The sequence below is a fragment of the Vibrio sp. T20 genome, from assembly GCF_007858795.1.
GTDB lineage: Bacteria > Pseudomonadota > Gammaproteobacteria > Enterobacterales > Vibrionaceae > Vibrio > Vibrio satsumensis.
Map to the genome: position 1 here is coordinate 41,456 of NZ_VFEB01000102.1, position 22,110 is coordinate 63,565.

Annotated in this window: 15 protein-coding genes and 1 riboswitch; of the genes, 7 read left to right on the plus strand and 8 right to left on the minus strand. The window is 45.6% G+C overall.

The window, feature by feature from the left end; genetic code table 11:
- The first annotated feature begins 137 nt into the window (after nt 1-137).
- A complete protein-coding gene (locus FTW16_RS13005; RefSeq protein ID WP_019823903.1) occupies nt 138-1,427 on the plus strand; it encodes a hemolysin family protein in 1,290 nt (429 codons plus the stop codon).
- An 86-nt stretch (nt 1,428-1,513) separates the two neighbouring features.
- Nucleotides 1,514-2,119 carry a tRNA adenosine(34) deaminase TadA gene (gene tadA, locus FTW16_RS13010; protein WP_146491365.1) on the plus strand — a complete coding sequence of 202 codons (606 nt, stop codon included), beginning with the start codon at nt 1,514-1,516 and terminating at the stop codon, nt 2,117-2,119.
- A 61-nt stretch (nt 2,120-2,180) separates the two neighbouring features.
- Here tadA and FTW16_RS24770 read toward each other — a convergent pair whose 3' ends face one another.
- Together FTW16_RS24770 and mltF are read right to left on the minus strand one after the other, a co-directional pair.
- Complete coding sequence (locus FTW16_RS24770; protein WP_017059878.1) at nt 2,181-2,312, minus strand: hypothetical protein; 132 nt, start codon at nt 2,310-2,312, stop codon at nt 2,181-2,183.
- A gap of 313 nt (nt 2,313-2,625) precedes the next feature.
- A complete protein-coding gene (mltF, locus tag FTW16_RS13015) occupies nt 2,626-4,194 on the minus strand; it encodes a membrane-bound lytic murein transglycosylase MltF (protein WP_146491366.1) in 1,569 nt (522 codons plus the stop codon).
- Between the two features lie 329 nt (nt 4,195-4,523).
- Between mltF and purL the strand changes: the two genes are divergently transcribed.
- Nucleotides 4,524-8,420 carry a phosphoribosylformylglycinamidine synthase gene (gene purL / locus FTW16_RS13020; RefSeq protein ID WP_146491367.1) on the plus strand — a complete coding sequence of 1,299 codons (3,897 nt, stop codon included), beginning with the start codon at nt 4,524-4,526 and terminating at the stop codon, nt 8,418-8,420.
- Between the two features lie 254 nt (nt 8,421-8,674).
- Entirely contained in the window at nt 8,675-9,208 is a 534-nt protein-coding gene (locus FTW16_RS13025) for a DUF3332 domain-containing protein (protein WP_008223831.1), read from the plus strand.
- Nucleotides 9,209-9,340: 132 nt separating this feature from the next.
- On the opposite strand, the gene dapD is transcribed toward FTW16_RS13025, so the two are convergent.
- Nucleotides 9,341-10,372: a 2,3,4,5-tetrahydropyridine-2,6-dicarboxylate N-succinyltransferase gene (gene dapD, locus FTW16_RS13030; RefSeq protein ID WP_009848346.1), complete on the minus strand. Its 1,032-nt coding sequence runs from the start codon at nt 10,370-10,372 to the stop codon at nt 9,341-9,343.
- Between the two features lie 505 nt (nt 10,373-10,877).
- Here dapD and FTW16_RS13035 point away from each other — a divergent pair.
- A complete protein-coding gene (locus FTW16_RS13035) occupies nt 10,878-12,872 on the plus strand; it encodes a bifunctional metallophosphatase/5'-nucleotidase (protein WP_146491368.1) in 1,995 nt (664 codons plus the stop codon).
- A 135-nt stretch (nt 12,873-13,007) separates the two neighbouring features.
- Here FTW16_RS13035 and FTW16_RS13040 read toward each other — a convergent pair whose 3' ends face one another.
- From FTW16_RS13040 to FTW16_RS13060, 5 genes are all read right to left on the minus strand, one after another.
- Nucleotides 13,008-13,649, minus strand: coding sequence for a MarC family protein (locus FTW16_RS13040; protein ID WP_108194452.1), 642 nt, complete (start codon nt 13,647-13,649; stop codon nt 13,008-13,010).
- Nucleotides 13,650-13,878: 229 nt separating this feature from the next.
- Entirely contained in the window at nt 13,879-14,868 is a 990-nt protein-coding gene (locus tag FTW16_RS13045; protein ID WP_146491369.1) for a GGGtGRT protein, read from the minus strand.
- A gap of 23 nt (nt 14,869-14,891) precedes the next feature.
- Nucleotides 14,892-15,584: an iron-sulfur cluster assembly scaffold protein gene (locus FTW16_RS13050; RefSeq protein WP_146491370.1), complete on the minus strand. Its 693-nt coding sequence runs from the start codon at nt 15,582-15,584 to the stop codon at nt 14,892-14,894.
- A gap of 193 nt (nt 15,585-15,777) precedes the next feature.
- Nucleotides 15,778-15,862, minus strand: a riboswitch (Fluoride riboswitch).
- Nucleotides 15,863-16,016: 154 nt separating this feature from the next.
- On the minus strand, nt 16,017-16,310 hold the full coding sequence (locus FTW16_RS13055) for a YebG family protein (RefSeq protein WP_008223840.1): 294 nt from the start codon (nt 16,308-16,310) through the stop codon (nt 16,017-16,019).
- An 88-nt stretch (nt 16,311-16,398) separates the two neighbouring features.
- On the minus strand, nt 16,399-17,295 hold the full coding sequence (locus FTW16_RS13060) for a LysR family transcriptional regulator (protein ID WP_146491371.1): 897 nt from the start codon (nt 17,293-17,295) through the stop codon (nt 16,399-16,401).
- Between the two features lie 208 nt (nt 17,296-17,503).
- On the opposite strand from FTW16_RS13060, the gene FTW16_RS13065 reads away from it, so the two are divergent.
- Both FTW16_RS13065 and recC read left to right on the plus strand, forming a co-directional pair.
- Entirely contained in the window at nt 17,504-18,454 is a 951-nt protein-coding gene (locus FTW16_RS13065) for a TDT family transporter (protein ID WP_146491402.1), read from the plus strand.
- 127 nt (nt 18,455-18,581) lie between these two features.
- Nucleotides 18,582-22,094 carry an exodeoxyribonuclease V subunit gamma gene (gene recC, locus FTW16_RS13070; protein ID WP_146491372.1) on the plus strand — a complete coding sequence of 1,171 codons (3,513 nt, stop codon included), beginning with the start codon at nt 18,582-18,584 and terminating at the stop codon, nt 22,092-22,094.
- Nucleotides 22,095-22,110: the final 16 nt, after the last annotated feature.

Sequence of the window (22,110 nt, forward strand, 5' to 3'; positions counted from 1 at the left end):
TTTCGCTATCTTTTTCTATTTTTTTATATCCAAGACTTTTTATATCAAAAACTTTTTATATTCAAAATAAACGCACTCAGCTTATAATCCGGATTACGGCTAATTGTTGGCCGGTAAATTTAGGAAATCCAAGCCACATGAAAATTCTGCTTTTAGTAGGGTTAATTGTTTTAAATGGTCTGTTTGCCATGTCAGAGATTGCATTGGTAGCAGCAAAAAATAGTCGGCTGAAACGCTTAGCCGAAAAACACCGTTCCGCTCAGATTGCTCTTGAGCTCAAAGAAAACCCAACCCGCTTCCTCTCGACTATTCAAATCGGTATCACAGTAATTGGCCTGCTCAGCGGTATTGTGGGTGAGGCAACGCTATCGGCTCCCCTGGCCGTTCAACTTGAACTATGGGGACTCGATCCAACACAAGCGAATATCTTGTCTACTGCGGTTGTGGTGGTCGGTATTACTTATTTCGCCATCGTTGTCGGTGAGTTGGTACCAAAGCGTTTTGCTCAATCTCAAGCTGAAAACATTGCTGTGTTAGTCGCGCTGCCAATCTTCTGGTTATCTAAAATCGCGACGCCGTTTGTGTTTGCGCTGTCGGCTTCTACGGAAGGCATTCTCAAGTTGATGGGGCGAGGTGGTGACGAAGATAGCGTAACTGAAGATGATATCCATGCACTTGTGAAAGAGGGTTCTGAATCGGGTGTGATTGAACGCGGCGAACAAGAGATGATTCGTAATATCTTGCAGCTTGATGATCGCCTTGTGAGCTCTTTAATGACTCCGCGTCGAGACATCGACTTTTTGGATGTCGACCAACCAGTAGAGCAAATCTTAAAGAAACTACGTTCATCAAAGCACAGTGTGTTTCCATTGTGCCAAGATCACCTCAATAAAGTGGTGGGTACGGTGTCAGCCAAAGCCTTGCTGAATCAGGCAGGCAATCTAAGCATTCAAGTGATCATGGGGCTGTCTCGCTCACCGATCTATGTTCCAGAATCGATGAAAGCTCTGCGTTTACTTGGCTACTTTAAAGAGTCGGGTACTGAGATGGCATTCATTGTCGACGAGTATGGCGATGTTCAAGGTCTTGTGACTCATTACGATATTCTTGAGGCGATTGCTGGCGAACTATCGAATAACCCGAACGATCTTTGGACTGAGCAAGTGGAAGACGGTTTGCTGGTGGATGGATTGATTCCGATCAGTGAACTGAAAAACCGTTTAGAGCTGTCGGATTCTGAGGGTGAAAGCGAGAGCTTCCAAACGTTGAATGGCCTTGTGACTTGGCTAATAGGACGATTACCTGATGCAGGCGAGGTTGTTCAATACCAACAGTGGCAGTTTGAAATTATCTCTGTTGAGAACAATCGCATTGTGAGCATCAAAGCGACGCCAATAGCCGATAGCATAGAAGACGCTAATAGCTAACAGTTCGACCAACTAGCAAGCGGCAATCGTTCATTGTCTCTTGTTGTCTATTATCTCTTTATTGTTCATTATCACGAAGATTAGGTATGCTTCACCGCATACCTAATTTCGTTTTAATCCTTTGTTTTCTGGAGTTCCCTTTGTCAGACCATCAATTCACCCCTCAAGATGAAATCTTCATGCGACGCGCCATCGAGGTAGCTAAGCAAGCAGAGAGTGAGGGAGAGGTTCCTGTGGGTGCTATATTAGTGAAAGATGGGAAGATTATCTCTGAAGGGTGGAACCGTTCGATTGGCAGCCACGATGCAACGGCACACGCAGAAATTGAAACTTTGCGTAAAGCTGGTCAAACCTTAGAAAACTATCGGCTGCTTGATACCACTTTATACGTCACGCTCGAGCCTTGCCCAATGTGTGCTGGTGCCTTGTTACACAGCCGAGTAAAGCGCATTGTGTTTGGCGCTCCAGACTTAAAAGCGGGCGCTGCAGGTACAGTGTTGAATTTGTTTGAAAGTCAGGCCTCATACCACTATGCCGACGTTGAACATGGCTTGTTAGAGGAAGAGTGCCGTGAGCAATTGCAATCGTTTTTCAAGCGTCGTAGAAAAGAGATAAAAGAGAAGCGCAAGCAAGAACGTCTGCTGGAAGAGCAGCGTGTAGAAGCAGATATGAAGGCTGGTAACAAGAAGTAGCAGCGAGCTATCGGCACTCTCAATCGCACGAGTGCCAAGCAAACTGACTTGGTAATTACATTTACTCAGCAATCATCTGCATGAAAGCGCGATTGCGCCAAATGATCTTCTTCTTATTATTTGAAAGCATACGCTTACGACGGTTTGCAGCAACGGTCTTATCAAGGCGTTTCGATTTCAGTTTCTTCATCATTTCAATGATTTCCTATGTGTCGTCTGACTTTTTAGTTTGGACTAACGATTTAATTATAGTGTTATTCGTTTGTTTGGCCTGTCGCACACTTGGCTTACTTAGAATAGCTGTTCTAAGTAAGCCAGCATCGCAGTGCAGCAGAGCATAATCTTGATTGTGGTGTGCCGTTATAAGGTTCGATTGTTACTGCAATATGACACTCGAGATCTCACCATTATTTTCCTGCTTGCGTCCCTTATCCCGTAGCGACGAAAGAAGAGTCGAAAAAAGTAATAAAAAAGAGCAATGCTAGATGGCATTGCTCTTTTGGTTTTTACTGCGAAGGCTCAGAACTGCTTACTGTCGACTGAGCTGCGCTGATACTTGATTCAGCACCTGAGGTTTCTAAAGGTGGGATCACCACCAAACCTTCAAGGCTTGCTTCTTGTTCTTTATTACGCTGATTTACATGGCCAATAATACTCTGGTAATAGCGGCGAATGTTCTCAACGTAATTCCTTGCTTCATCACCACGCGCATAGCCGTATCGAGTTTGGCTGTAGTACTTCTTCTGTCTCAACAGAGGAAGTCGATCTTTTACATCACCCCAAGCGTCAGGGTTGCCGCCTTGTGCTTTGGTTAAGCGGCGAGCATCCATCATGTGACCGTAACCTACGTTATATGAAGCGAGGGCAAACCAGATCTTTTCATGTTGAGTAATAGAGTCTGGAACTCGGTTAACGATACGGCGCAGGTACTCGACACCACCTTGTACTGATTGTTTCGGGTCAAGACGATTGGTAACACCTACGCTCTTCGCGGTTGGCAGCGTCAACATCATCATGCCTCGAACACCAGTAGGAGAACGCGCGACTGGGTTCCAGTGTGACTCTTGGTATGCCAAAGCAGCAATCAAGCGCCAATCAAATTCTTGCGAGTATTGCTGAAACAGTGGTGACCATTTAGGTAGCTTGCTATCCAATGCGCGGATAAAGGCACGAGTATCAACGTAGTCAAAGGTACCAATGTGGCCGATGTATTTCTCTTCCAGTGAAGCCAGTTCACCAGACTGTTTAAGGTTACCGAAGAACTCAATCAGCAATGCATACAGACTCTCATCTTCTGAACGCTCTAAGTACCAAGAGATAGGTTGGTCTTCTGTTAGTTCAAAAGCCAAAGCTACATCAGGGTATAAACGCTGCGCCAACGAGAGCTCAATGGAGTCTGCAACGGTAAACAGTCGCTCTCCGGTTGATACTTCTTTTAGCAGGTCATTGATGTCCGCATTACCGACCGCATCGTAGATAAAGTCATCGTGTATGTTCTGAAGCTGTTTTAGTGTTGGTTCAAAGTGTGAGTCTTTCACCACAACTAAAGATGGCGTCAGTGTTTCATTTGATGCCGTTTCTTCTGATTCAGATTGTTCTTTTACAAATTCGGCCTGACGCTCGTTCTCAAACTTGATCAGTTGATCGAGGTTTCTTGGTCGCCATTGACCTTTCTTGTACACGACTTGTTGGCTTACATAGTAATAAGCAGGTGCGGCGCGATAAGCGCGTGTCAGGTTGTTATTTTGCGTTAAGCCAGTCGCGATAAGATCGATCTCACCTTTCTGCAGTGCAGGGAACAAGCCAGACAAACGGTAAGCGGGTTTAACCTCAAGCTTTACACCAAGCTCCTGCGCAAACTCACGAGCTAATTCGTAATCTAAGCCGGCTGGGCCATCAGGACCGATGTAATAAGAGAGTTGGTTATTTAGGGTGCCGACACGAAGAACGCCACGATCTCGTATCTGCTCAAGGACACTTTTAGGTTCAGATTCAATCTGACATCCAGCCAACCCAACTAGGGCGATGGTGAGCAGAAGGAACTTAGACGAAAAGATGAGCGTAAATTTAGGCATCAAAATGAAATCTCGAAAAGTGGAAGCCCCTTTATACCAAACCCCGCAAGGCTGGCAAAGCAGGTTTAATTAAACAGTTGTAAAAGTGGTGATAAATGCAGCAAAAGTACCATTTACGGAGAAAGATAAAAAAAATCACGCAAACGGTTGCTTTTGGTGTTACGTCACAAAAAGAAATGCTTTATAATGCGCTCGCATTGAAGAGGTGGAATCGGCATAGGTTTGGCAACCTTCGGGAATAGCTTCGAAGAAAACAGTTAGGTTGTTCCTATAACCCACTGAATTTATTCCAATACTACCTTAATCAACTGCATAAGAGACGTAAGCACATGAGAATTTTGCGTGGCTCCCCAGCTCTATCTGAGTTTCGTGTTAACAAGCTTTTAGAGCTTTGTCGTGAATTAAGCTTACCTGTAACAGGTATTTACGCTGAGTTTGCCCACTTTGCTGATCTAACGGCAGACCTAGATGAGTCTGAAGTTGAGAAGCTAGAAAAGCTACTGACTTACGGTCCAACGATTGAAGAGCATGAACCTGAAGGTTTACTGCTGCTTGCAACGCCACGCCCGGGCACTATCTCGCCTTGGTCTTCAAAATCAACAGATATCGCACATAACTGTGGACTGGCTAAAGTGTCACGTCTAGAGCGCGGTACTGCTTTCTACATTGAAACCTCTGCTGAACTTTCTGAGCTTCAACTTGTTGAGCTGAAAGCAATCCTGCACGACCGTATGATGGAAGTCGTTTTCACTGACTTCGAATCAGCGGCGGCGCTTTTCACTGTTGCTGAGCCTGCTCCTTATGCGGAAGTTGACCTATTAGCTGGCGGACGTAAAGCGCTTGAAAAAGCAAACGTTACCCTAGGTCTTGCTCTTGCAGAAGATGAGATTGATTACCTTCTTGAAAGCTTCACTGAGAAGCTAGGTCGTAACCCGACTGACATCGAGCTAATGATGTTTGCACAAGCGAACTCAGAGCACTGTCGTCACAAGATCTTTAACGCTGACTGGACTATCGACGGCGTTAAGCAAGAAAAATCACTGTTTAAAATGATCAAAAATACGTTTGAAGTTACTCCTGATAACGTACTTTCTGCATATAAAGATAACGCAGCAGTTATGACTGGCTCTGAAGTCGGTCGTTTCTTCCCAGATCCAGAAACTCGTCAGTACAACTACCACCAAGAGAAAACACACATCTTGATGAAAGTTGAAACGCACAACCACCCAACGGCAATCTCTCCATGGCCGGGCGCATCTACAGGTTCAGGCGGTGAAATCCGTGATGAAGGCGCAACAGGTATTGGTGGTAAACCAAAAGCTGGTCTGGTGGCGTTCTCTGTATCTAACCTTAAGATCCCGAACTTCGTTCAACCTTGGGAAACTGACTTTGGCAAGCCAAGCCGTATCGTTACTGCTTTGGATATCATGCTTGAAGGTCCTCTTGGTGGCGCGGCATTCAACAACGAATTTGGTCGTCCAAACCTACTAGGTTACTTCCGTACTTACGAAGAGAAAGTAAACTCTCACGCAGGTGAAGAAGTACGCGGTTACCACAAGCCGATCATGCTAGCTGGTGGCCTAGGTAACATCCGTGATGAGCACGTTCAGAAGAAAGAGATCCCAGTAGGTGCAAGCCTAATTGTTCTGGGTGGCCCTGCAATGAACATCGGCCTTGGTGGCGGTGCGGCATCTTCAATGGACTCTGGTTCTTCTTCTGAAGATCTTGATTTCGCTTCTGTTCAACGTGAAAACCCAGAGATGGAACGTCGTTGTCAGGAAGTGATCGACCGTTGTTGGCAGCTAGGTGATGCGAACCCAATCGCATTCATCCACGATGTGGGCGCGGGCGGTATCTCAAATGCACTTCCTGAGCTAGTAGACGATGGCGAGCGTGGCGGTATCTTCAACCTACGTGACGTGCCAAACGATGAGCCGGGCATGAGCCCACTTGAGATCTGGTGTAACGAATCTCAAGAGCGTTACGTAATGGCGGTTGCTGACAAAGACATGGCAACGTTCGACGCTATTTGTAAGCGTGAGCGCGCACCTTACGCTGTGGTTGGTAAAGCAACAGAAGAACGTGATCTTAAATTAGAAGATTCTCACTTCGACAACACGCCAATCGACATGCCAATGGACATCCTATTAGGTAAGACACCTAAGATGCACCGTGACGCGAAAACGCTAAAAGCGAACAACCCTGCGATTGACCGTTCTGGTATCGAAATGAACGAAGCGGTTGACCGTGTTCTTCGTCTACCAACAGTCGCTGAGAAAACCTTCCTTATCACTATCGGTGACCGCTCGGTAACTGGCCTTGTTGCTCGTGACCAAATGGTTGGCCCATGGCAGGTTCCTGTTGCTAACTGCGCTGTAACTGCAGCAAGCTACGACTCTTACCACGGTGAGGCGATGTCTCTTGGTGAGCGTACGCCAGTAGCACTACTAGACTTTGGCGCGTCAGCTCGTCTAGCAGTTGGTGAAGCAATCACAAACATCGCAGCGACCAACATCGGCGATATCAAACACATTAAATTGTCAGCTAACTGGATGTCTCCAGCAGGTCACCCTGGTGAAGATGCAGGCCTTTACGAAGCGGTTAAAGCCGTAGGTGAAGAGCTATGTCCAGCACTGGGTCTAACTATCCCTGTGGGTAAAGACTCAATGTCGATGAAGACTAAGTGGGAAGAGAACGGCGAGCAGAAAGAAGTAACTTCTCCGCTATCTCTTGTTATTACTGCGTTTGCACGTGTTGAAGATGTTCGTAAGACGATTACGCCTCAGCTTCGCACTGACAAAGGTGCTTCAAGCTTAGTACTTATCGACCTAGGTAACGGCAAAAACCGTATGGGTGCGACAGCACTTGCACAGGTTTACAAGCAGCTTGGTGATAAGCCAGCAGACGTAGACAACGCAGCGCAACTAAAAGGTTTCTACGAAGGCGTTCAAGCACTTGTAGCGAACGACCAAGTTGTCGCTTACCACGATAAAGGCGATGGTGGTCTGTTCGTAACACTGGCTGAAATGGCTTTCGCAGGTCACTGTGGTGTTAATGCAAACATTGAAGCGCTAGGTGAAGACACACTAGCAGCACTATTCAATGAAGAGCTAGGTGCGGTAATCCAGGTTCGTAACGACGACCTAGACGCTGTTCTTTCTACTCTTGCAGCAAACGGTCTAGAAGCGTGTTCACACGTAATCGGCTCTGTTGAAGCATCTGATGAGCTAGTGATTAAGTCTGGCGAGTCTGTAGTAGTTGAACGTAACCGTACGGAGCTACGTACTATCTGGGCTGAAACCACGCACAAGATGCAAGGTCTACGTGATAACCCAATATGTGCTGACCAAGAGCACGAAGCGAAGAAAGACAATTCAGACCCTGGTCTGAACGTGAAACTAAGCTTTGACGTAAACGAAGATATCGCAGCACCGTTCATCAACACAGGTGCTAAACCTAAGATGGCAATTCTACGTGAGCAGGGTGTTAACTCTCACGTTGAAATGGCAGCAGCATTCGACCGTGCAGGCTTCGAAGCAACTGATATTCACATGAGCGACATCCTAACGGGTCAAACGGTACTCGAAGAATACAACGGCCTGGTGGCATGTGGTGGCTTCTCTTACGGTGATGTACTGGGCGCTGGTGAAGGTTGGGCTAAGTCGGTTCTATTTAACGACTCTACTCGTGACCAATTTGAAAACTTCTTCAAGCGTGAAGATACTTTCTCTCTAGGTGTGTGTAACGGTTGTCAGATGTTGTCTAACCTGCGTGAACTTATCCCTGGAGCTGAGTACTGGCCACGTTTCGTTCGTAACGAATCTGAGCGTTTTGAAGCACGTTTCAGCCTAGTTGAAGTTCAGAAATCTGATTCTGTATTCTTCAACGGCATGGAAGGTTCCCGTATGCCAATCGCTGTTTCTCACGGTGAAGGCCGCGTAGAAGTGCGTGACAACGACCACCTAAACGCGATTGAAAACTCAGGTACGGTTGCTCTACGTTACGTTGATAACAACGGTAACCAAACGCAGCAATACCCGAATAACCCGAACGGTTCGCCAAACGCTATCACTGGTTTAACAACGACAGACGGCCGCGTGACAATCATGATGCCTCACCCAGAGCGTGTATTCCGCACGGTTGCAAACTCTTGGTCTCCAGAAGGCTGGGGCGAGAATGGCGCTTGGATGCGTATGTTCCAAAACGCTCGTAAGAATGTAGGTTAATCACTTTCTTACAGGTCGCATTAATCTAGGCTAGGTTAATCAAAACTGAAAAGCGCAGATCGAAAGGTCTGCGCTTTTTTATTTCTCAAAATTTAGGAACCAGAGCGAAAAAATTAATGGTTGCAGTTTGCTGTTCTAAAAAACTCCACTACGCTAAATGTTATGGAATCAATTTGTTAGGCTATGAATTTCTGTATGTGTGCAGATTTGGCTATGCAAAAACTGAATCAATCATCGTGGCATAAGAGGGAACTATGAAAACAACAATCACAAAAGCAGTTGCAGTGGCAGCGATTGTCATGTCGTTAGCTGGGTGTGTAGGTAGTAACGCGGTTACTGGTAAATTAATGAAGTTCAACGTTGAGGTTGTGGATAACCGTTACGCTCGTGCGGGTGTCAACTTCTTGCTTGCTCCGGTTTACGCACTGACTACTGCAGCCGATTACATTGTATTTAACTCAATTGAATTCTGGGCGGGTAAAAACCCACTTACCGGTGCGCCTCACATCTTTGATAGCAAAGTCGATACCATGATTGATGTGAACGACAGCCTAGACGATTCACTAAAAGAAGCCCCACTTGGCTTTAATAATCGTCAGATTGAATGGGGTGAGATGCAGCAAATCGACGAGAACACCATTCGCATGGACATCACCTATAACGATGGCCAGAAAGCTGTTCTGACGGGTGTTCGTGATGGAGACAAGGTTAGCTACTATATGGATGGTACGCTAGTATCAGAAACCTCTATTCAAGCGCTTGAGCAGCTAGCTGCAGAGAAAGCGTAACCCTTTCAGCTAGATACTAATAAAAGAAAAGCCGCTGGATTTAACCCCAGCGGCTTCGTATTTTCTAGCATCTAGCATCTAGCATCTAGCATTTAGCATTTAGCATTTAGCATTTAGCATTTAGCGTTTAGATTAGTTGTTGCTGTGTAGCTCGCTGTTTAGTTCAACAGCAGACTTGTTCGCTAGACATTCAATTTGACCAGTGATCGAGTTGCGACGGAACAGAAGATCAGAAACGCCAGCTAGGTCGCGAGCTTTGATGATTTCTACTTCGTTGCCTTCTTTATCTAGCATGCGAACCTTAGTACCCGCAGTCACGTAAAGACCCGACTCAACAGTACAACGATCGCCCATTGGGAAGCCAAGACCCGCGTTTGCACCTAGTAGGCAGTTTTCGCCGATAGAGATAACCATAGTACCGCCACCAGACAGAGTACCCATGATAGAAGCGCCGCCGCCGATGTCTGAACCGTTACCCACAACAACACCAGCAGAGATACGACCTTCAACCATGCTTACGCCAGTTGTACCTGCATTGAAGTTGATGAAACCTTCGTGCATAACCGTTGTGCCTTCACCCACATGTGCGCCAAGACGAACACGAGAAGTATCAGCAATACGAATACCTGTTGGTACCACGTAATCCACCATTTTAGGGAACTTGTCTACGCAATCTACAGATAGAGCACGACCTGCAAGGCGAGCTTCGATTTGACGCTCAGCTAGCTCAGGAAGATCGATTGGACCTTCGTTAGTCCATGCGATGTTGTGCAGTAGACCGAAGATGCCGTCTAGTACTGTGCCGTGCGGTTGAACTAGGCGGTTAGAGATAAGTTGCAGCTTAAGGAAGCCTTCTGCAACTGATGCTGGCTTCTCGTCAGTCGCAAGAACAACAAGAACTAGTGGCTGCTCAGATGCTGCTGCTTTTTCTGCGAAAGATGCGTTTGCTGCATCGTCGTTTGCTGCGAATGCTTTCGCTAGTTCTGCGCTTTGTGCAGCAGAGATTTCGATAGCTTGGTTGCCTTCAGTGTAACCTGCAACTTCACCAACAGCCGCTACTAGAGCGTCGCTTGGGTTTAGAAGTGGGTTAGGGAAGAACGCTTCAATGATTTTATTGTCGCGGTTTTTGGTTGCCGTACCGAAGGCTAGTGAAAAGTAAGCCATGTTGAATCTCCATGTGTTGAGTCTTGGTTTTGCTATTTCATAACAGCGGCTCGAATAACAAGCGCTGCCGTTAGCAAAGTTAATTTAATTGCGTTCATCATAAAGAGAGCGCCCTCGTTATGAAAGGGCGCATCGGGATAAAGTCTGTAAAATGATATTGCTTGTCTTTTTAGCGATAGTTTTCATTATCCGGATATTACTTCTCTGAGCTTATTGTATTGATCATTACTTAAGCTGCTTTGCACCGCTCCACTCTCATCCCAAATCTGCCTTTAGAGATAAACCTCTTGTTAGTCATATCAATAGAGCTAGTCACAAATTCTTTATAAATATCTGTTTAGTATCGGAATTGATCGAGTTCTGTTGATTAATCGCTTGTGCCTACAGTCCGAGTAATTACTCAATTTTTCAGCTGTGTAATTAAGATAGCGATCACTAAAACCCTTAAAGATGTAAGTATATTTCCTGCCATAACGACATTAAAACGATGAATAAAGGATCTTCTATGAATTTTACTAAGTCTTTACTGGTGCTCTCTATTGGCGTGGCGATGGTTGGCTGTGGCTCGGATAGTGACAACGATACTATTGCTCCTGACATGACATTGCGCATAGCACATGTGAATGACACTCACTCAAATTTTGACCCTGTAAAATCAAGTTTTACTTTGGGTGCTGATGGCAAGAAGGTCTATAACGAATTTGGCGGTTATCCTCGTCTATTGAAAGCCGCTGATGATATCAAAGCGGATGCGAAAGCCGACAAAGAACCTTTGTTATTCTTGCATGGTGGTGATGCATGGCAAGGTACTGCTTACTTTAAGCTAAATGAAGGTGCTGCAAACGCAGACTTGTTGTCACAGATGGGGTTAGATGCAATGGTACTTGGGAACCATGAATTCGATTTAGATACCGACAAGCTTGCATCGTTCATCAATACGGTGAGTTTTCCTGTGCTAGCAAATAATATGGATGCATCAAAAGATCAGTCTTTAAGTAATGTCGATAATTTATATCCTTATCAACTGTTTGCATTTGAAGGTTCAGAGAAAAGAGCAATTACCTCTATTTTTGATGCAAATGATGATGAGAAGATTATTGCGGTCATCGGTGTTGTTTTAGGTGATATGCCAACGATAGCTACCGGAACCGGTGATGTGACATTTAGTGACCAAATTACAGCGACTCAAGCCACTATAAATGATTTAAAAACTAAGGGTGTGAATAAGATAATTGTTCTATCACACATAGGAAATGCTGCTGATAAGGATCTTGCTGCCAATACAACGGGTATCGATATTATTGTTGGCGGTCATTCTCATACTTTACTTGGTGATTTTACCGATCTTGACCAAGGTAATAATGGTATTTACGCCGAAATGATCCCGCAAAAAGACAAGGCACAAAATACTTGTGTGGTTCAAGCTGGTCAGTATGCGGAAGCTATCGGAGACGTTGATGTTTCATTTGATATAAATGGCAATCTTCTCTCATGTATTGGGAACAATACTTTATTATCAAATGATGAGTTTTATCACGACTCTCATCGAGAACATCAAATGATTAGCTCTGATAAAGATGATGTAACCTCGTTTATTGATAATAATGAAAAAATCACGATAAAAGATGAAGATATTGATTTAAGAACCCGTATCGACGCGACTTACAAGCCTGCTCTTGAAGCTGCATATGGTGATGTTGTTGCTGCCGCACCGACTGAAATCAGCCATGAGCGCCGTCCTGGTGATGCTGGAACAGATATGCACGGTTCTGATGTCGCACCTATGATCGCTCAAGGTATGATTTATTGGGCAAATCAACCGTCGGTAGCAACTGTTACTGGTAAAAATGTTCAGATTGGTTTGGTAGGAGCTGGCGGTGTTCGAACGGATATCGCGTCAGGTGATTTTAGGGAAGGTAATGCAACGTTAGAATTACTCCCATTCTCGAATTTCTTGTCGATTTTAACAGTGAAAGGCGAGGTAATTCGAAACCTTATTGACAGCACAATTGAACCAACGCTTGCTGAAGGTGCTCATGCTGGTAAATTCCCGTATGTATCGGGTATGCGTTACACGTTTACGGAAGATGTGAAAGGTGTATCGGGTACAGTCACGAATCTAGAGGTAAATACTGGAACAGAAGTAAATCCAGTATGGGCGACAATGAACGATGCCACTGACTACACTGTTATCGTTAATAACTATAATGCAAGCGGTAGTGATGGTTGGAATGTATTAGGCGATGCTCAATTAACATCAACAGATCGTCAAGACATAGTTATTTCAGGCGATGGTTTTAAAACTTACAAAGTTAACAACTTGTCATACGATGGAAGTACCGAGAAGTATAGCGTCAACTATGACGGTGGTATTAAACCATGTGCGGAAGGTTCAGGTGACATATGTAATACTGACGCTGAATCATTTATCTCTTGGGCTGAGCATAAGAAAGTATTAGAACCACTAGGATTTGAAACCACAACGATGGAATATAAATAGTACTGACACCGCACGTACCGGAGCGTTATGTATTGTTATTTAAAGTCTTAAAAGACAAGGGTATAGATTAACAATAAAAGAAAATAGCCAGCGAATCGCTGGCTATTTTTGTATGAGATTTAGTGGAACTAGACGCTAAATAAACAGTGCCTTATAAGCCTGCTCAATCCCTTCAATTAACATTTGCATACCGATTACTGCGAGTATTAAACCCATCATTCGAGTAATCACGTTCAGTGCGCTTGGCCCTACGGCTTTCACGAAGCGTTCGCCGAATACAAATAATACGTAGGTTAAGGTACACAGTAGACCAAAGGCGACGATGGTAATGATTGTTTCGTAAATTCCTTCCGTGCTTGCGAAGTTCATCGCGGTGGCTATGGTGCCCGGGCCTGCCAGTATTGGCATGGCTAGAGGTGATACTGCGATGCTTAGCGCCGCGTCGCGTTGAGCGTCTGAGTTCACTTTCTCTTTCGCTTTTGAATGTGTTGAATCACCTTGCAGCATGTGAAAACCAATCAAGAAGACCAGAATACCGCCTGTGATGCGCAGTGCGTAAAGCGTGATACCAAAGAGATCGAAGATCAGTTTGCCAGAGAGTGCAAACGTACTGACGATGACGAATGCGATAAACACCGAACGGAAGGCGATGGACTTGACCGTTTCCCTGTCATTGTCACCGGTTAACCCAAGAAAGATTGGGGTATTGGCGATTGGGTTCATGATGGCAAAAAAGCCCATGAACACGGTAATGGTATGAATGATGAGCTCTTTCATATTAATCCTTTGAAAAGATGCAGTTAAATACTAATGGTTTGTGTATTTAATCTCAGATACAAATAATTATTAGAAATAGATAGTAGAGCAAGTGTGAATAAAAAACAGCCAGCATAAGGCTGGCTGTTTGGTTTTAGTGATAGGTGTAGGGTTTTGGTCGTCCGTTATTGCTTGTTTCTCAGTTTACGGACTCCACTCTATGGATAGATTGTGGTGCTCAACGTTGTCGTTATACGCTTTGAGATTCGCTCACTGCTACAGCCAATGCAACCGTCGCACCCACCATTGGGTTGTTGCCCATGCCGATGAAGCCCATCATTGCCACGTGAGCAGGGACAGAAGAGCTACCTGCGAACTGCGCGTCAGCGTGCATTCTGCCCATGGTATCTGTCATGCCGTAAGACGCTGGACCTGCGGCTACGTTGTCTGGGTGCAATGTACGGCCGGTACCGCCGCCTGAAGCGACTGAGAAGTAAGGCAAGCCTTGGCGAGTGCGCTCTGCTTTGTAGATACCAGCAACAGGGTGTTGGAAGCGTGTTGGGTTGGTTGAGTTACCCGTGATACTCACATCCACTTCTTCTCGGTGCATGATCGCTACACCTTCACGTACATCATCTGCGCCGTAACACAAGATCTCTCCACGAGGGCCTTGTGAGAAGCGGCGACGTTCTGTTTCAACTAACTCACCCGTTTGGTAATCAAATTGAGTGCGAACATAGGTAAAGCCATTGATGCGAGAGATTAAGTAAGCCGCATCTTTACCTAGACCATTTAAGATCACTTTCAATGGGTTTTGACGTGATTTGTTGACGTTTAGCGCAATTTTAATCGCCCCTTCTGCTGCAGCAAAAGATTCATGGCCCGCAAGGAAAGCAAAACAATGGCTCTCTTCATTGAGAAGACGAGCTGCTAGCGCGCCATGCCCAATACCAACTTGGCGTTGCTCTGCAACACTGCCGGGTTTGGTGAATGCTTGAAGGCCTTCACCAATAATATTCGCTGCTTGTTCTGCGCTAGTGGCTTTACGAAATAGCGCTAGTGCTGAGCCAAGAATATAGGCATCGGCAGCGCTTTCAAAAGCGATAGGTTGGGTGTCCATTACCAGCGCTTTTGGATCGACATTGTGTGATAGGCAGTATTGGTTTGCTTGCTCCAAAGAATCGAAGTTCATTTCTGCCAATACGCGAGTTACTGATTCATTAAATTGAGTGTTCATCATATCTTTCCTCTTAATTGGCAAAATTACTGTTGGCGTGGGTTAATGGTGGTTACAGCTTCGTCGAAGCGACCATAAGTACCCGTCGCAAGGTCAGCCGCTTCATTCGCTGGCATACCTTGGTTAATCGCCTTCATCATTTTGCCGAGGTTGAGATATTCGTAGCCAATCACTTCGCTGTGATCATCAAGTGCAAGCTTGGTTACGTAACCTTCTGCAAGCTCTAGGTAACGAACGCCTTTTGCTGCTGTTGAGTAACTGGTACCCACTTGGCTGCGCTGTGTTTGACCTAAATCTTCTAATGCTGCGCCGATTTCTAGGCCACCTTCAGAGAAAGCAGACTGAGTTCGACCGTAAACAAACTGCAGGAAGATTTCGCGCATCGCGACGTTAATCGCGTCACATACTAAGTCAGTATTGAGCGCTTCAAGAATGGTTTTTCCTGTGAGGATTTCAGCTGCCATCGCGGCAGATTGTGTCATACCTGAGCAACCGATAGTCTCGATGAGTGCTTCTTCGATGATGCCGTTTTTTACGTTAAGAGTCAGTTTTGCCGCACCTTGTTGTGGTGCACAAGCGCCAACACCGTGGCTTAAACCTGAGATAGCGATAACATCTTTTGGACTAACCATGGCACCTTCAACTGGGATTGGAGCCGAGTTGTGAAGATCACCCCTTTGAATAGGGCACATGGATTGAATTTCTGAAGAGTAATGCATAGTGTTTTCTCACTAATAAAGTCGTATCGACCTAGGGCGTTGAGAAAACAGGACGTGTTGGAAGAGGTGCGGCTAATTCACTACAGATCTTGAGTATCGATAATCCAAAGGAGCAATGGAACTTGGTCTTGATAGACTCAGCCCATTTCAAAATGGAGGAGTAGCGATACATCCAACAGTATTACCTGTTTTCGATTCTGTAGGAGTCATTAGCATTGTTCGGAAAGAACGGGCGGTTGAAGCAAAAGCTTAGGTGGAACCCCATCACCTGATGACCATAGATTAGATCTTTATCACACTTTCGTGCAAGCGAATGTTTAGAGCGATTTCGACTATAAACAGAGTTCATTATATTTCGATAAGCATAAAAAAACGCCAATAACGGACTCTGATTAGAGGTGTCATTGACGTTTTTTAGAGAACTCCAGCTAGTTACGCTGCATCTTCTTCTGCGTCTTCAACAGCTTCAAGCTTCTTAGCTTTTTTCGGAGCTGGCTTACGCTTAGCACCTAATGCGTAAAGAACTTCTTCTTTGTTCTTTGCTAGGTACATTGCAAGTTCTTCTTGCTTGCCTTCATCTTCAACTAAATCGCTTTTGCCTAAAAGTTCAAAAAGCTCATCAGCCATATCCAGCATTTTGTCGTATGCGTCGGCTTCGGCTTTAGAGGTAAAAGTCATTTTCTCTTCTCCGTTGCGTTCCACCACGTACTTGACGATAACAGCCATGGTTAATCCTCTAAGTTTGATAAATTTTACTGGCTTTTTATACAGTTTCTGATGTTAAAAGTCCAGTTGGAGCCCCAACTATGCGGCCTCAATCTTGATGTGTAGCCCAGTCTTCACAATAACTCATGAAAGATTTCAGTAGTGGGCTCTGGTATTTGTCCTTGTGTACCAGCATCCAGAAACGTCGTTTCATGTCGAGTGGCACATCGAGCGCTTTCACTCGGCCTGAATCAATCGCTCGTTGCGCCGCCAATCGTGATAAACAGGCAAAGCCAAGTCCTGCAGAAACAGAGTTGATGATCGCTTCGGTGGTGTTGAGTTCAAAGGATTCGTACCAGTGCTCGATACGCGGTGCAACGGCACGCAAGAAAAACTCACGTGTACCTGAGCCTGATTCACGTAGAATCCAGTGACTATCTTCCAAATCGCTTAAAGTCACTTTTTCTTTTGAAACGAGAGGATGTTGATTACTAACAATAATACACATTTCATCGCTGCTAAACTGACTCGAAATGAGTTCAGGGTGTAATGTTTTTCCTTCAATTAGCGCGATATCAAGTTCATAATCCACCAACTTTTGGCAGATCAGGGCACTGTTTGAAATGAACAAGCTTTGATCCTGATGCTGAGTTCGTTCACGAAAGCCAGATAGAATAAATGGCGCAACCTGATTACCTATTGTGTCACTCGCGCCTACCTTTAGATTGCCACTTAAGGGCTGGTCGTCACGGAACAAAACATCAATACCAGCAGCACGATGTAATATCTCATCGGCCAATGGGAGCAACTTATGCCCTTCTTGGTTGAGAATTAATCGGTTGTTGACCCGGTCAAATAGAGAGTGACCGAGTTGTTTCTCCATTTCGCCTAGTGCCATGCTGACCGCAGCTTTAGACAAAAACAGCGCTTCTGATGCGGCGGTAAGCGTCGAATGCTGGGTAATGGTGACAAACACTTTGAGTTGTTTAATTGAAATATTAGCCATCAGATCCCTAGTTTTACTCTGCTGGTGAAAATGGGTTATGTTCAGTATTGATGAACACTTGTTATATATAATTGGATATTGTTTAACGAAGCGCAAGCGTATTATGGCTTCAACAAGCTGATGAGTTCACAAGTTTAGTGAATTAAGTTTAAGAGAGGCTGACATGATTCAACGTATTAAATATAGATTAACAGGAGCTCCAACACCCATGGCAGGGTTAGCACTAGCAATCGCAAGCTTAGGCTGGTGCTGGGATGGAGTTTTAGTCGCACAAGGTATTTTGCACACTCCAGGCTTAGTCCAGTGGATCAGTGCAGGTATTGCAGTGGTATTGCTTCTTGTTTTAGCTGTGAAATTTTTGATTCATGGCCACCTATTGCGTGAAGATCTTGCTCACCCTGTTGTCGGCAGTGTGGTACCAACATTTGCGATGGGGTGCATGGTGGTGTCAGCGTCTTTGGCGCCAATCTCTCAATTCTTACAAGAAGCTATGTGGTTGGCTTCTGTGGCTTTGCACGTTGTGTTTCTAATGAGCTTTTTGTACCACAGAGCTAAAAACTTTGAGATTCACCACATGGTACCAAGTTGGTTTGTGCCACCGATCGGTATTATCGTCGCTGACGTTTCTTTCTCTGGTAATCCAGTTTTAGAGCCAGTAGCTAACGCGACTTTGGTATTCGGCTTATTGGTTTACGCAGTAATGCTACCAATAATGGTTTACCGCTTGATCTTCTCTCACGAAGTGCCAGATGCGGCAAAACCAACGATTGCGATTATGGCAGCACCGGCAAGCCTATCTTTGGCGGGTTATCTAACAGTGACAGCAAGCCCTTCACCAGTGATTATTGGTTTGCTATTTGGTATTGCAGTGTTGATGACGTTCATTATCTATATGGCGTTTTTCAAGCTACTTCGTCTGCCATTCAGCCCTGGTTATGCAGCGTTTACCTTCCCAATCGTGATTGGTGCAACAGCCTTGTTTAAACTGGCTGCGTGGATGCAAGCACAAGGTATTGAAGCGCATTACATCAATCAAGTGTTTGGCCTAGCGTATCTTGAATTGATTGTGGCTACATTGGTAGTGGGTTATGTCGCTGTTCGTTACTACATGAACTACAAACCTCATCGTGTTTTAGGCGCGGTAGCGGGTAGATTGTAAGAGGCGATAGTTCAAAAGATAAACGAAGCTTAAGTTTTCCGTATTTCATAAGCTTATATTGCTCATCCAAACTTAGCACTTATGCTAATCTGGCTTTATATTGTGGCAAGATTAGCGTGAGTGCACTTTGTTTACTGTTTACCATTCCAATAAAGTTGATACTTTAAAAATTCTTCTCGTTCACTTAATCAAAAGTGACCCTTTAGCCAATCCCTTCGAAAAAGAGCAGATTCTGGTTCAGAGCCCGGGTATGTCTCAGTGGCTTAAGATGGAACTCGCCAAAGAATTTGGCGTAGCAGCAAATATCGATTTCCCACTCCCAGCAACCTTCATTTGGGATATGTTTACCCAAGTGCTTCCTGATGTGCCTAAGCGCAGTGCTTTTAACAAAGAAGCGATGACGTGGAAGCTGATGAGTTTGCTACCCGCTAAGCTTGACCACCCTGATTTCTTACCCTTACAACGCTATCTTGAAAACGACGAAGATGATTCGAAGCTGTATCAATTGGCTGAGAAGATTGCCGATATCTTCGATGGATACTTGGTATATCGTCCTGAGTGGATCGCGATGTGGGAAGCGGGCGAGCCCGTTACAGAATTGATTGATGGTGAAGGGCAGCAAGAACACCCTTGGCAGCCAATTTTGTGGAAGGCACTCTACGAGCAAACCCTGTCTCAAGGCCAATCGAAATATCACCGTGGTAACCTGTACCACGACTTCATTGAAGCGCTAGCCAACCAACAAGGTCAGCTACAACGCTTGCCGAAACGTCTGTTTGTGTTTGGTATATCGTCGCTGCCTCCTCGTTACATGGATGCCTTGAAAGCGCTGGGTGAGCAGATTGATGTTCACCTGATGTTTACCAACCCTTGCCAACATTACTGGGGCGATATTCGTGACCGTAAATACTTGGCTAGAGTGGAAGCGCAACGTCGTAAGCAGTTTGCTCTGATTGATGGCTTGCCTCAGCTAGAAGGCGAAGTCTCACCATTGAAAGACGGTATTGAAGCCAACGTTGAAGACGAACTGCATACTAGCCAAGCGGTAGGCAATAGCTTACTCGCGTCTATGGGTAAGTTAGGTAGAGATAACCTGTTCTTGCTATCTCAATCAGACAGCGAAGAGCACGAGTTCTTTATTGATGTAGAGAGAGACAGCCTGCTGCATCAACTGCAAGCCGATATTCTCCAGTTAGAAGAGCACCAAGACGATCACATCTTAGATTCCAGCAACCACAAACAGGTGGTTGAGCTGGGCGATCGCTCGTTGACGGTACACGCTTGTCACAGCCCTATGCGTGAGGTTGAAGTTCTTCATGATCAGTTGTTAGCAATGTTTGACGCTGACCCGACATTAAAGCCACGCGACATCATCGTGATGGTGGCAGACATCAATGCCTACAGCCCTGCGATTCAGGCGGTATTCGGTAATGCTCCGGGGGAACGTTATATCCCTTACTCGATCTCGGATCGAACGGCAGACCAAGAGAGCCCAATTCTGACCGCGTTCATGCAGCTGGTCGCGTTGCCGAACACGCGTTGTTTAGCGTCTGAGCTGCTAGAGCTACTAGAAATCCCAGCGATGATGGCACGCTTTGGTATTGATGAATTTCAATTTGAGCAAGCTAAGCAGTGGGTTGAAGAAGCGGGGATCCGTTGGGGCGTCGACTCGTCTACCGCAACCGAATTTGACTTGCCTGCCACGGAGCAAAATACCTGGTTATTTGGTATCCAGCGAATGCTACTGGGTTATGCGATGGCGGATTCTGCAGGTTTGTTTGAAACTGAACACTCTCCAATCGCGGCTTATAACGAAGTTCAGGGCATTAACGCCGAACTTGCTGGTAAGTTAGCGCACTTTATTGATCGTATTGCCCATTACCGTCAACGTCTTGCTGAGACGCAATCCATCGATATGTGGCGTGAAACCTTGCTGCAAATGATTGACGATTTCTTCGCCGTTGAGCTAGAAGGCGAGGTGGTACTTAAGTCGATTCGCGATGCGCTTTCTCAATTGAATGAACAGCTTGATGATGCCTTGTACGAACAAGAGTTATCGCCAAGCATCATTTATCAGTATTTAAATAATAAACTGTCGGGCGCGCGTATCAGTCAGCGTTTCTTAGCGGGGCAAGTTAACTTCTGTACCCTGATGCCGATGCGTTCTATCCCGTTCAAAACCGTTTGTCTATTAGGCATGAATGATGGCGTTTACCCTCGCTCAATGCCGCCAGAAGGTTTTGATTTGATGAGCGCCCAAACTCGCTCGCCGAATGGCGTAGGCAAAAAGAGTCTAGCTCGTCCCGGTGACCGTTCTCGTCGTGATGATGACCGATACCTATTCTTAGAGGCGATGTTGTCGGCCCAAGAATGTTTGTACATCAGTTATGTCGGCCGTTCGATTCAAGATAATACTGAGCGAGTGCCGTCGGTATTGGTTTCAGAGTTGATTGAGTACTGCCAGCAGAACTACTGCCTAAGTGAAGATCAAGCGCTACCAAGTGATGATTCAGGCAGCAAGCTGACTCAAGCGATCAGCTTTAAGCACACCATGACCCCGTTTAGCCCGGCAGCCTTTACACAAGGTGATGAAAGTCATGTATTGAGCTACGCCAAAGAGTGGCTTCCTGCGGCTAACCGTTCCGGTGAACGCAGTGGCGAATTTAATCGTGCCTTGGATGAGTATTTGCTTGGTGCGACTCATCCGTTAGAACTCGATCTGGTTGAACTGCAGCGTTTCTGGCGCTTGCCGGTACAATACTTCTTTAATCGTCGCCTAAAAGTAGTGTTTGAGCCACCGCTTCCGGTAATGGAAGACGATGAGCCGTTCGTGCTTAATGGCTTAGAAAGCTTCCAGCTTAAGGATGCTCTGCTGCAAGTGTTGCTAGACCATCCAGAAGGGGCTGATGAAGCGGTTCGCTTGTTTGTTTCTGAGCAAAAAGCTCAAGGTCGATTACCGGTTGGTGCTTTTGGTGACATTGAATTTGAAACCAACCGTGTTCAAGCGGAAGACTTAGCCAAAGAGATTCGATTTGTAAGTGGGCAGCCACAGCAAGATCTTGAGGTAAATATTGAATTTGACGTGCTAGGCGAGGGTAAACCCGTTCGTTTGATGGGTTGGCTTACTCAAAACTATCAATCGGGGCTGGTACGTTTTCGTAGTGGCAAAATTCGTTCACAAGATTACTTGGGCGCGTGGATCGATCACTTGTGTTGCGCAGTGATGGGGCACGGCAAAACGACTCATATTATTGGTTATGACAGAAAAGAAGGTGTGGTTCACCAAACGCTACAACCTATCGGTGATGCGCAGCAGGCGAAGAGTTTATTGGCTGAGTTAGTGCGACTGTTTTATCAAGGTATGACGGCACCATTGCCGTACTTCCCGAAAACCGCCTTGGCCGGCGTTGAAGCGGGTTTTAGCCGCGGTAAATGGGTCGATGATGAAGAGAAGTCGCTCAAGAAAATGGCCGATACTTTTAATGACAGCTTCGCTTTCACGGGCGAGGGTCGAGATACCTACATCTCGCGTATTTGGCCTAAGTGGGACGATGAGCTGGCGGCTGAGTCGCGTATGTATTCAACGCTTGTGTTACAGGCGGCAAGGTTGGCTGCTGCCGATCTGGAAGATCAGGAGTAAGTGGCTGTGATCGATA